General features: G+C 32.8%; 15 protein-coding genes. 10 read left to right on the forward strand and 5 right to left on the reverse strand.

Annotated elements, in window-relative coordinates; genetic code table 11:
• Positions 1-4 precede the first annotated feature (4 nt).
• Complete coding sequence (locus tag TOPB45_RS00720) at positions 5-763, forward strand: N-acyl homoserine lactonase family protein (RefSeq protein ID WP_013908958.1); 759 nt, start codon at positions 5-7, stop codon at positions 761-763.
• On the opposite strand, the gene TOPB45_RS08845 is transcribed toward TOPB45_RS00720, so the two are convergent.
• Positions 743-946, reverse strand: coding sequence for a class I SAM-dependent methyltransferase (locus TOPB45_RS08845; RefSeq protein WP_013908959.1), 204 nt, complete (start codon positions 944-946; stop codon positions 743-745). The genes TOPB45_RS00720 and TOPB45_RS08845 overlap by 21 nt on opposite strands.
• A gap of 16 nt (positions 947-962) precedes the next feature.
• Between TOPB45_RS08845 and TOPB45_RS00725 the strand changes: the two genes are divergently transcribed.
• The 8 genes from TOPB45_RS00725 (at position 963) to TOPB45_RS00760 (ending at position 9398) form a co-directional block, all read left to right on the forward strand.
• Entirely contained in the window at positions 963-1622 is a 660-nt protein-coding gene (locus TOPB45_RS00725; protein WP_013908960.1) for an endonuclease V, read from the forward strand.
• 86 nt (positions 1623-1708) lie between these two features.
• Positions 1709-3238, forward strand: a complete 1530-nt coding sequence (locus TOPB45_RS00730; RefSeq protein WP_013908961.1) for a class I SAM-dependent DNA methyltransferase — start codon at positions 1709-1711, stop codon at positions 3236-3238.
• Positions 3239-3250: 12 nt separating this feature from the next.
• Positions 3251-3682: a hypothetical protein gene (locus TOPB45_RS00735; RefSeq protein WP_013908962.1), complete on the forward strand. Its 432-nt coding sequence runs from the start codon at positions 3251-3253 to the stop codon at positions 3680-3682.
• A gap of 2 nt (positions 3683-3684) precedes the next feature.
• Entirely contained in the window at positions 3685-4272 is a 588-nt protein-coding gene (locus TOPB45_RS00740; RefSeq protein WP_013908963.1) for a TIR domain-containing protein, read from the forward strand.
• Between the two features lie 3 nt (positions 4273-4275).
• On the forward strand, positions 4276-5583 hold the full coding sequence (locus TOPB45_RS00745; RefSeq protein ID WP_013908964.1) for a restriction endonuclease subunit S: 1308 nt from the start codon (positions 4276-4278) through the stop codon (positions 5581-5583).
• Positions 5584-5647: 64 nt separating this feature from the next.
• Positions 5648-5944 (forward strand): nucleotidyltransferase domain-containing protein, encoded by a 297-nt coding sequence (locus TOPB45_RS00750; protein ID WP_013908965.1) that lies wholly within the window; start codon positions 5648-5650, stop codon positions 5942-5944.
• Positions 5932-6330: an HI0074 family nucleotidyltransferase substrate-binding subunit gene (locus TOPB45_RS00755; protein WP_013908966.1), complete on the forward strand. Its 399-nt coding sequence runs from the start codon at positions 5932-5934 to the stop codon at positions 6328-6330. The genes TOPB45_RS00750 and TOPB45_RS00755 overlap by 13 nt, the downstream gene beginning before the upstream one ends.
• An 11-nt stretch (positions 6331-6341) precedes the next feature.
• Positions 6342-9398: a type I restriction endonuclease subunit R gene (locus TOPB45_RS00760; RefSeq protein ID WP_013908967.1), complete on the forward strand. Its 3057-nt coding sequence runs from the start codon at positions 6342-6344 to the stop codon at positions 9396-9398.
• A gap of 82 nt (positions 9399-9480) precedes the next feature.
• On the opposite strand, the gene mscL is transcribed toward TOPB45_RS00760, so the two are convergent.
• From mscL to TOPB45_RS08455, 4 genes are read right to left on the reverse strand one after another with little or no spacing between them, the layout of a single operon-like run.
• Positions 9481-9852, reverse strand: coding sequence for a large conductance mechanosensitive channel protein MscL (gene mscL, locus TOPB45_RS00765; protein ID WP_013908968.1), 372 nt, complete (start codon positions 9850-9852; stop codon positions 9481-9483).
• A 27-nt stretch (positions 9853-9879) separates the two neighbouring features.
• Positions 9880-10035: a cation transporting ATPase C-terminal domain-containing protein gene (locus TOPB45_RS09215; protein ID WP_081460692.1), complete on the reverse strand. Its 156-nt coding sequence runs from the start codon at positions 10033-10035 to the stop codon at positions 9880-9882.
• Positions 10013-10399, reverse strand: coding sequence for a cation transporting ATPase C-terminal domain-containing protein (locus TOPB45_RS09220; protein WP_081460655.1), 387 nt, complete (start codon positions 10397-10399; stop codon positions 10013-10015). The genes TOPB45_RS09215 and TOPB45_RS09220 overlap by 23 nt, the downstream gene beginning before the upstream one ends.
• Positions 10363-11151 carry an HAD-IC family P-type ATPase gene (locus TOPB45_RS08455; RefSeq protein WP_049774803.1) on the reverse strand — a complete coding sequence of 263 codons (789 nt, stop codon included), beginning with the start codon at positions 11149-11151 and terminating at the stop codon, positions 10363-10365. The genes TOPB45_RS09220 and TOPB45_RS08455 overlap by 37 nt, the downstream gene beginning before the upstream one ends.
• A gap of 93 nt (positions 11152-11244) precedes the next feature.
• On the opposite strand from TOPB45_RS08455, the gene TOPB45_RS00775 reads away from it, so the two are divergent.
• Positions 11245-11724: a flavin reductase family protein gene (locus tag TOPB45_RS00775; RefSeq protein ID WP_013908969.1), complete on the forward strand. Its 480-nt coding sequence runs from the start codon at positions 11245-11247 to the stop codon at positions 11722-11724.
• Position 11725: the final 1 nt, after the last annotated feature.

Raw genomic sequence — 11725 nt, forward strand, 5'->3', positions numbered from 1 at the left:
AATCATGGGAAAAGGACCTTTTTATAGAATTCACCCTATTGTAGTCGGAACTAAGGTTTTTGATAAGGGGATGATGACCTATCAACATGACTACGGAAAAGAGTATGTCATTCCCATTTATTGTTGGCTGATAGAAGGTTCAGATAAAGTTATTCTTATTGATACAGGTCTTTTAGAGGTTATTCAATCTGAATTTAGAGAACAGGCTATTGGAGGGAAAATATATAAATTTGAAGAAGGACTTGCTAAATGGGGACTTTCTCCCAAGGACATAGATATTGTAATTCATACCCATCTTCATAACGATCACTGTGAAAACGATTTTAAATGTGTAAACGCAGTATTTTATGCCCATGAACTTGAGTTTCAATCTGCTTACAATCCTCATCCCTTAGATTTTAGATACAATGCTGAGTTTATAGAAGAAGTAGATCAGGCAGGGCAAATGATTCATATAAAAGATGAGATTTTTGAAGTTGTTCCAGGAATTACCATGGTCCATACTCCTGCCCATACCAAAGGAGGAATGAGTGTTCTTATTAATACAGAAAAGGGACTTGCAGGGATAACTGGATTTTGTGTAATTATGGAAAACTTTAATCCTCCAAACAAAATAAAAGCTATGGGAATGGAAGTTATTCCACCAGGAACAAACATAGACCCTTACTTAGCTTATGATCAGATGGTAAAATTTAGAGAAACAGTTAATATCTTAATACCTTTGCATGAACCAAGTTTTTCCTCAGTAGAAACTATTCCTTAAAACTAAAAACGATTCCTTTCCTAATCTTAGGGATGCCTCTATAGAAAAGTATCCGTCACCGCATCCTGCATCAAGAAAAACAATGCCTTGAGGAAGATTTAATAGGTCAAATACTTTTGATACTGAAATTATAGATCTACTTGATTTTCCTGCGTGATGATGTTTATGTTTTTTTGAATTCATTTTAAAATATTATATCATGGATTTAACTAAACTTGAAGAAATACAATTAGATTGTGCTAAAAGGGTTATAAAAATAGAGGTTTTAAAAGAAATTAAAACTGTAGGTGGAATTGATGTAACCTTTGAAAGTTCAAAAGAAAATCCAACTAAAGCATGGGCTTGCATAGTAATTATTAGTTTAGATACTCTAAAGCCTATTTATCAAAAAATCATAGAAGATATAGTAGATTTTCCTTATATTCCTACTTTTCTTGCTTTTAGAGAACTTCCTCTTATGAAAAGGGTTTATACTGAAGCAAAATCTAAGCCAGATGTTATTTTTATAGATGGGCAAGGGATTTCCCATCCAAGAGGTTGTGGGATTGCCTCCCATTTTGGGGTTGAGGTAGGTGCTGTAACTGTAGGGGTTGCCAAGAAAAAACTTTTAGGAAATTATGAACCCCCTAAGGAAACTCGCGGAAGTTATTCTTATTTAATTTATAATGGTGAAGTTATTGGGGTAGTGCTTCGAACAAAAGACAAAGTGAAGCCTCTTTTTGTATCCATAGGGCATAAAATAAGCTTAGAGAAAGCTATAGAGCTTGTTTTAAGAACCTCTATCTACCGTATCCCCGAACCCTTAAGACTCGCCCACAATCTTTTACAAAGGTTAAGAAAACAGGTTTTAGGTAAATAAAAAATGAGCAAGGTAATATTTGTTGAAGATAAAAAAAGATAAAGTAAGATTTATTTTAAAATTTTTGAAAATTGTAAAGGTAGGAGATGAAGGAAAAGGACTTGATTTTTGAGGATAAGTTATGGAAAGCTGCTGATAAGTTGCGAAAAAAAGTGGAGGTTCACGAATATAAGTATATAGTTTTAGGATTAATATTTTTAAGATATCTTTCCTTTGCTTTTGAAGAAAAAAGAAAAGAGATAGAAGAAAAAGAGGCTAAGCATTTTCCCGAAGATTTAAGATTTAAAGTTTGTGAAGATAGAGATTTTTACATGGCTAACGGAACTCTTTACGTTCCGGAGAAGGCTCGTTGGGATTACATTCGAAAGAACGCTAATCAGCCAAACATAGGTGAAATAATCGACCAAGCTATAGAAATCTTGGAAAATGAATATCCTAAGCAATTAAAAGATGTGATACCTAAGATCTACTCTCGCGTCAATCTTGATAGCCACGATTTTGCCTATTTAATCAACCTCTTTTCCCAAATTCATTTTGGTAAAGATCATCAGGCAAAAGACATTTTTGGTAGGATTTATGAATATTTTCTTGGGAAATTTACTGAAGCAGAGGGTAAAAAGGGTGGAGAATTTTATACCCCAAGGTCTTTAACCAGGCTTATCGTTGAGATTTTAGATGTAAAGGAGGGGCGTATTTTTGACCCTGCTTGTGGTTCAGGTGGCTTTTTTATTTCAGCCTTAGAGAAATTACAAAGAGAGGGGATAGGAAATGAGCGGTTGTCCATCTACGCACAAGAGTCCAAGGAGTTTGTTTGGAAGGTTTGTAAAATGAATTTAGCCATAAGAGGAGTTGAAGGAGATATACGATGGGGAGATTCTTACCATGATGATAAATTCTTTGACCTAAGGGCTGACTATATCGTTTCCAATCCTCCCTTTAATGACAGCGAATGGGGAAGGGATAGAGTTAAACCAAACGACCCGAGGTTTAAGTATGGGCTTCCTCCTGAAAACAACGCAAATTATGTTTGGATCCAGCATTATATCTATCATCTTGCCCCAAACGGCAAGGCTGGCTTTGTTATGGCAAATGGAGCCTTGTCCGTAGGAGGAGTAGAAGGTGAAATCAGAAGAAAGATCATTCAGGATGATTTAATATATGGAATAATAGCTACACCACCCAAGATGTTCTATACCGTCTCTTTACCCGCTTCTTTATGGTTTATTAGAAAAACGAAGCCTGAACATATGAAGGGTAAGATCTTGTTTATCTATGCTAAAAAGATGTATAAGTCTATTTCAAGGAAGCAAAACATCTTTACCGAAGAGCACATAGCCAAAATTGTAGAAAAGTTTAGGAAGTTTGAACGGGGAGAGCCTGAGGAAATGATAAACGAGGTCGGCTTTGCAAAGGTTGCCACTTTAGAAGAGGTTGCTAAAAATGGCTATGTTTTAACTCCGGGAAGGTATGTAGGAATAAAGCTTGACGAAGAGGATATATCTTTTGAAGAGAAAATGAGCCAATATTCAAAAGAGCTTTCAGAATTGCTAAGAAAAGAGGCAGAACTAACTGAAAAAATACGAGAGGTGTTTAAAAGCTTAGGATGGGAGGTATAGGGGGGTGATGGAATGTCTTTTACAAAAGAAGAGCTTAAAGAGTTTATGGTTGAGGAATTAAAAATCGTTCAAGATATCATCAAAAGGATGGCGCTTAATTCGTTTTTAATAAAAGGCTGGACAATAACTTTGGTAGTTGCGACTTTGCTTTTAAAAGGCGAAAAATTTCAAGCATTTATAGCTTTTATTCCCATATTAGTTTTTTGGTATCTTGACACTTATTTTTTATGGCTTGAAAGGCTATATAGAAGGCTTTATGATTGGATAAGAACTAATAGACTAAATACTGATGAGTATTTATTTGATATGAACTATAGGAGATTTATAAAAGATGAACAATCAAGACTCAGAATTATGTTTTCTTTAACCCTTGGTTGGTTTTACGGTTCAATTTTTGTTTTAACTTTGATATATGTAGCTTGCTTAATAATTAAAGGAGGTTAAATATGGCAAGAAAAGTATTTTTTAGTTTTCATTATGAAAGAGATGTTTGGCGAGTTAATGTAGTAAGAAACAGTTGGGTTACAAAAGGTAATTTTACTACGGCTGGTTTTATTGATGCTGCTGAGTTTGAGAAAGTAAAAAGGCAAGGAGATCAAGCAATAAAGCGATGGATTGATGATCAATTAGCAGGAACTTCAGTTACAGTTGTTTTAATAGGTGCTGAAACATATTCAAGAAAATGGGTAAGGTATGAAATTATTAAAAGTTTTGATAGAGGTAATGGTTTATTAGGAGTTTATATTCATAATATAAAAGATAAAAATGGAATGATAGATTCAATAGGTCTTAATCCTTTTGAGTATGTAGGGGTATTCATCGATAAAGATGGCAACGGTTTTTATTGTGAAAGGAATGAGACCGGATGGGATCTCTTTTCCCCTTATTTTAAATGTTCATTAAGATTTGATAAAAAGTATTGGACCGACCAAATTTACTTTTTCTCAGCCAAGACTTATGATTGGATTAATGACAATGGATACGAAAAATTTGCGGACTGGATTGAAGAAGCAGCAAGAGAAGCAGGGAAATAATATATGAAGTTTCGCTGGGAGACAGAGTTTAAGGAAACGGAGATTGGGGAGATACCAAAGGATTGGGAAATTAGAAAATTAGGTGAGTTATTGAAAAGTTTAGAAAGTGGTAAAAGACCGAAGGGTGGGGCTTTAGCTCATAATCCGAACGGAATCTTAAGCATTGGTGGCGAAAATATCAATTGGGATGGAAGTTTAGACCTTTCTGAATGTTTACGATTTGATGAAAATTTTTATAAAAAATTAAAGAAAGGTAGAATAGAACAAGGCGATATTTTATTAGTAAAAGATGGGGCAACCATAGGGAAATTGGCTTATATTAAAGAAGCACCAGAAGGCAAGGCAATGGTTAATGAACATGTCTTTCTACTTAAATCAAATAATTCTAAGACTTACTCAAGATTTTTGTTTTACTTTTTATTTTCAGAAATAGGTCAACAACAAATTGAAAGTTCAATATCTGGAAGTGCACAAGGTGGTATCAATAAATCAATCAAAGATAATATATTAGTTTTTTATCCTCCCCTTCCTGAACAATCACGCATTGCTACTGTCCTATCTTATTTTGATGATTTGATAGAAGTTAAGAAAAGGCAGAATGAGATTTTGGAAAAGACGGCGATGGCAATTTTCAAAAGTTGGTTCATTGATTTTGAGCCGTTTAAGGATGGGGAGTTTGTGTATAATGAAGAATTGGGAAAAGAAATACCGAAGGGGTGGGCGGTTAAGAGATTGGGGGAAGTGGTAAAAATTGAAAGTGGAGGCAGTGCTCCTCAAAAGGAAGAATATTTTATTGGAGGTAAAAATCCTTTTGTGAGAGTAAAACATCTGACTAATTATCCATGTGTGGAAGAAGCCGATTTTATTAATGATGAAGCAGTAGAACAATACAATTTAAAACTTTATAATGAAGGAAGCATTATATTCCAGCGAAGCGGAGAATCTTTATCGTTTGGTCGAGTTAATATATTACCATTTAATGCTTACATTGTGAATCATTTAGCTGTAATTCCCAATTTACCCTCTAATAAGCTATTGATGGAATTTTTGTTTTTCACTCTTAAAAATATCCTTATTGAGTTGATTGAGGAAAGAAGTGGGACTGCTTTACCATATATCAGGATTTCGGATATTGAAAAAAAAGAAATCCTTCTTCCCCCTCCCCACATCCTCCAATCCTTCCACTCTCTCGTTGAGCCACTATTTCAAAAAATCATCCTCAATCAAAAGCAAATAATGACCCTTCGGAAAATCAGAGACACTCTTTTACCTTTGCTTGTATTTGGTAAATTAAGAATAGAGAAGGTGTAAGCTAACAGAATGCCTTAGTAAAATAGTAGAAGACGCATTAAAAAAGCAATAAAAAGAAAAGAAAATGAGAAGAGATAAATACTTTATTGAATCTTTAGAAAGGATTAAAACCCTTTTATCAAGATTAAATTTTAAAGGAACAGTCTATCTTTTCGGCTCATCGGTGAGAGATGACTTTAAAAAAACTTCCGATATTGACCTTGCGGTATCTACAAGCGATAAGAAATTAGTCACTCTATTAAAATATAAATTAGAAGAGTTGCCAATTCCTTATAAAATAGATTTACTTGACCTTGAAGAAGTTGGAGAAGAATTAAAAAAGGAAATTCTTAATCACGGGATATTGATTTGGAAAAACTAAAGAGAAAATTAGAAGATGCCAAGAAAGCTATCGTAACTTTAGAAGAAATTCTAATGGAAAAATACTCTAAGATTGTCCGAGATGCTACTATTCAGCGTTTTGAATATACTTTTGAAGTTGCTTGGAAGCTTTTAAAAGAATATCTCTATCATAAAGAAGGAATAGTTTGCAATTCACCTAAGTCTTGTTTTAGAGAAGCTTTTTCTGTAGGACTATTAAACGAAGAAGAAACAGTGTTATTCATTCAAATGACCGATGATAGAAATTTGACAAGCCATACTTATGATGAAGAAATAGCGGAAAATCTATATAAAAAGGTCAAAAATTACTATACATTGCTTAAAAGCTTAATTGAGCGGATTAATAATAACTTAAAGAAACTTTAAAGAAACTTTAAATGCCTTACCTTACTGAAAACTATCTTGTTGAGAAGCCAGCAATTAATTGGTTTCAAGACATCGGATACTCTTATGTTCATGGCTCGTATTTAATTCCTGATGCAGGCGAAAGAGAATCTTATAGACACTGTATTCTTAAAAGGAGATTTCTAAATGCTATCCAAAGGCTAAATCCTTGGCTTACAAATACATTGGCAGAAGAGGTTTATAAACGAGTTATAGAGCTTGACCACCCAGATTTTATTATCAAAGGAAAGCTATTTTATGACCTTTTAACAAACGGAGTAAAGCTTACCTTTAAGGAAGGAAAAGAAGAAAGAACTAAAATTGTTAAACTGATAGATTTTGAAAGCATAGAAAATAACGATTTTCTTATTGCAAATCAGTTTAAAGTGGAATATCAGTATGAAAGAGAGCAATATAAAATACCCGACCTTGTAGTGTTTATAAACGGCATACCTATAGCAGTTTTTGAGCTAAAAAGTTTAAATGCCGAAGAAACCGCAAAGGATGCCTTTTTAGACCATCAGAGAAAGATAAAAGATATCCCTCAACTTTATGTTTATTCGCAAATTATCGTTGCTTCAGATGGATACGAAACTAAATACGGTTCACCTACGAGCGATTGGGAAAGGTTCTTTGTTTGGGAAGGTATGTTAAGCGACGATGATGTAGAGGTTGAAGAGATTGCAGATGGCTATTATAAATACATCTATAATGGCAAAGAAATAACTTCTCTTGAACTATTGATTAAAGGATTGTTTAGAAAGGAGCATATCCTTGAATTCATTAATGATTTTGTCTTTTATGAAAAAGACGGAGAAACATATAAGAAAAAGATAGCAGGATATCATCAGTTCTATACTGTTAAGAAAGCTATTCAGAGAACGATTGATTGCGTTTTATACGGTAAAACTCCAGAAGAAAAAAGAATAGGTGTAGTGTGGCATACTCAAGGATCTGGTAAATCTTTAACCATGCTTTTTTATGCTAAAAAAGCTTTAAAGGTAAAAGAACTTGAAAATCCACTACTAATTTTTATTACCGATAGAAGGGAACTTGACGAACAACTTTATAAGCTTTTCTCGCAGTTTTCCAATGCTAAACAAGCAGAAAGTATAAAAGATTTACAAGAAACTATTAGAACTATTGAGGGAAGTATAATATTTACTACCATTCAAAAATTTGGTAAAAGAAAGGCTGAAGAATATCCCTTCCTTACGGAAAGGAAAAACATTATCGTTATTGCTGATGAAGCTCATAGAAGCCAATATAGGGAGCTTGCTCAAAATTTAAGAAAAGCCATTCCAAATGCTTCATTTATGGGATTTACCGCAACTCCTATAGAACTTCAAGATCGTGATACCTACCTTGTATTTGGAGAACCAATAAGTGTTTATCCGATGGATAAAGCACTCAGGCACAAAATAATAGTGCCTATCTATTATGAACCAAGGCTTGCAGAACTTCATTTAACAAATGAGTTTATAGATGAAGAGTTTGAAGAACTCTCCGAAGGTCTTGAACCGGAATTGAAAGAACATTTAAAGAAAAAATATGCAAGACTTGAAGAATTGATCTTAAATCAAGAGCGGTTAGAAAAGATAGCCAAAGACATCGTTGAGCATTTCAATAAAAGAGTTGAAACACTGGAAGGGAAAGGCATGATAGTTGTTATTTCAAGAAAGGTTGCGGTTGAGCTATATAAAGCTATTAAAAAAATTCCAAATGCTCCATCAATAGAAGTAGTCATATCAGGGAACAAACAAAGGGACCCTGAGGATTATCATCCGTTTATTAGAAAAGAGAAAGATTTAGAGGATTTGCTAAATAATTTTAAAAATCCAGAAAAAGACCCAAAGATAGTAATCGTAGTAGACATGCTTTTAACTGGCTTTGATGTCCCTTGTCTTCATACTATGTATTTTGATAAACCTATGAAAAATCATAGTCTTATTCAAGCCATAGCCAGGGTAAATAGAGTGTTTAAGGATAAACCTGCTGGTTTAATCGTTGATTATATAGGAATTGCTGATGATTTGAGAAAATCTTTGAGCCAATATACCCTTTCAGCTATAAATCAAGTTTTAACCAATATAAATGAAGTGATAGATGTTTTAAAAGAAAAATATGATATTGTTTCTTCTATGTTTTATGGTTTAAATTATCAAAACTGGAAAAGATTAAAGCCCGAAGAATTAGCTCAATTAACAGTTACAGCATACAATTTATTACACTCAGAAGATTTGAAGAAAAAATTTATTAAAAACTATCTTGCTCTTAAGAAAGCTTATGCTTTAGCAAGCCCTCATCTTGAAACAATTAAAATAAAAGATGATATAATGTTTTTTGAGATGATTAAAAAGATGATCGTAAAGTATTCAAGCACTTCAAGAAAAGAAATATCAAGAGAATTAGAATACGAAATTTCTCAACTTATCTCGAGAAGTATATCAGCAGAGGAACCGGTTGATATTTTTTCATTAATTAAAAAAGACAAACCAGATATATCTATTTTAAATGAGGAACTACTTTCTAAGATAGCAAATTTAGCTCAAAAAAATTATGCAGTTGACCTTTTAATGAAGCTTATTAAAGATGAAATTAAAACAAGAATAAGAATAAATCCATATAGATATAAAAGCTTGTATGAAAGATTGCAAAAGTTGATCGAAATGTATAATATAAAACTTATAAGCACCGTTGATGTAATAAACGAGTTAATAGAAATAGCTAAGGAAATAAAGAAGAAATTAAATGAAGGTAAAGAATTAGATTTAACAGAAGAAGAGTTAGCTTTTTATGATATGTTATTGAAAGAAGGTGTATTTAGAAACAAAGAAGAAATAATTTATGTAGTAAAAGAAATCAAAAAAACAATTGGTACATTTGTTAAAATTGTAGATTGGAATAAAAAAGAAACTTTAAGAGCAAGAATTAAAGTAGCTATAAAGGAGATATTAGCTAAGGTATTAGAAATGAGAGTAGGATACGAAAAGATAAATAAAATCACTTCTGAAATTTATGAACAAATAGAAATGTTACATGCTGCATAAACTACTCTAAACTTTGACTTAAGACTCGCCCACAATCTTTTACAAAGATTAAGAAGACAAATTTTAGGTAAATAGAAATAGCTTAAGCTTTCTTTTTTAGTTCTGCAAGAATCTCACGAAGAAGTTTAACTTCTTCTGAAGGCTCAACAGGCGTTTCTTTAGTTTCTTCTTTCTTTCTTTTTGCCAATTCATTCATAGGAACTATTACAAGAAAATAGATTGCTGTTGAAACAAAAAGAAAGTTTATTATAGCATTTAAAAACCTGCCCAAAACAATAGGTCCAATCTTTAATCCTGAAAAATCAGGAACACCTATCAAAGTTCCTATTACAGGAGTAATAACATCTGCAACTAAAGAATTTACCACTTGACCAAAAGCAGTACCAATAACAACAGCTACTGCAATATCAATTACATTGCCTCTCATTATAAATTCCTTATAACCTTTGAGCATAAAACACCTCCTACAATTTTTACATAATCAACAAGATTTTTTAGAATTTAAATGCCTTTTTATAAACTTTTCTATTTCTACGGCTATAAAGACGATGGAAGAAAAACAAAAGGTAAGGGCTAATTCTTTTAAAGAAAGGGGTTGGGTATGAAATAATTTATTAAAAATGGGACAATAAATGATAGCAAGTTGTAAAAAAAATGCTAAATACTACTGAAAAAAGTAATACTTTGTTAGAAAAAATTCCTATTTTAAAAAGGGATTCCTTTTCAGACCTTATGGCAAGAACATGTCCTAATTGGCTTAAACATAAAACAGAAAATACCATGGTCTGCCAATGCATATGGTATTTAAGAGCTAAAGCCAGAGTAAAAAGAGAGACTGCCCCCATTAGTAATCCTACCCAAATGATATGAGTCCAAAGCCCATGGGCAAAAATGCTTTCTTTTGGATGCCTCGGAGGTCTCTGCATTATATCTTTTTCTGCTATCTCTCCTGATAAAGCTATCCCTAGAAGCCCATCAGTAATAAGATTGATCCAAAGAATGTGGACCGGTAAACTTCTGTTCCACTTCCCATAGCAACACCTATGTCAGCCTTTTTCAAAGCTGGTGCATCATTTACCCCATCTCCTGTCATAGAAACAAATTGCCCTTTATCTTGTAAAGCTTTTACGATTTTTAATTTTTGCTCAGGAGAAGTCCTTGCATAAACCTTTATTTTTTCTACTCTTTTCTCAAACTCCTCTAAATCCATTTCTTCTAATTCCTTTCCTGTGATTAAAACCTCTTCTATAGGATCATTTTTTTCAACGATTTCAAGTTCCTTAGCAATAGCATAGGCAGTTACAGGATGGTCTCCTGTTATCATAACTACTTTTATTCCTGCAGATTTACAAAGGGCTATAGATTCTTTGACCTCCTCTCTTGGAGGATCAATCATTCCACAAAAACCAAGAAAGATTAAATGACTTTCAAGAGCGGAAGTCTCTGAAATATCGGTTGTTTCTTTATAGGAAAAAGCTAAAAGCCCCATCCCTCTTTTAGCGAACTTTAAAGCCCTATCAAAAATTTCTCTTTTTATGGCTTCAGTAATAGAAATTACCTTTCCTTCAATTAAGATAAAACCTGATTTTTCAAGAATGGTTTCTAAGGCTCCTTTAGTAAAAATAAGATAACCATTTTCCTTTTTATGGACTGTGGTCATAGCTTTTCTTTTTGGATCAAAGGGAATTTCAAAAACCCGTGGGAATTTCTTTTGAAGCTCTATTTTAGAAGCACTTTTTTGAAAATATTCCATTTAGATGCCCATTTTAATAAAAAATTTATAAGATTGCAATTATATATTTCTATGTTAGAATGGTTTTAAATTGGCAACGCAAGGAGGAAAGAAATGGGATTACAAAAAATTATAACTACTTATATACCACAGGGGGTTTTTATAGTAACTTCAAAAATGAATGATAAAATTAATGGAATGACAGCTGCTTGGGTTTCTCAAGTTTCTTTTAGACCAAGGCTTCTTGCAGTGGCTATTGCTCCCCAAAGATATACTTATGAGTTCATCAAAAGTTCAGGATTATTTTGTATAAATACTTTAAGTAGAGACCAAATTGATCTTGCCAAACATTTTGGATTTAAAAGCGGAAGAAGTGTTAATAAATTTGAGAATATTCCTTATACTTATTCTTTAAATGGATGTCCTGTTTTAAAAGATGCTATAGCCTATTTTGAATGTCATGTAGTAGGTGAATGTCAAGCAGGAGATCATATGATTGTCATTGGTGAAGTAACTGATCATCAAGTTTTAAAAGAAGGTGTTGAACCTTTAATTTTCAAATGGGACGATTTCTTTGGAGGAGTAGAAGGTTAGA

This window comes from Thermodesulfobacterium geofontis OPF15, from assembly GCF_000215975.1.
Classification (GTDB): domain Bacteria; phylum Desulfobacterota; class Thermodesulfobacteria; order Thermodesulfobacteriales; family Thermodesulfobacteriaceae; genus Thermodesulfobacterium; species Thermodesulfobacterium geofontis.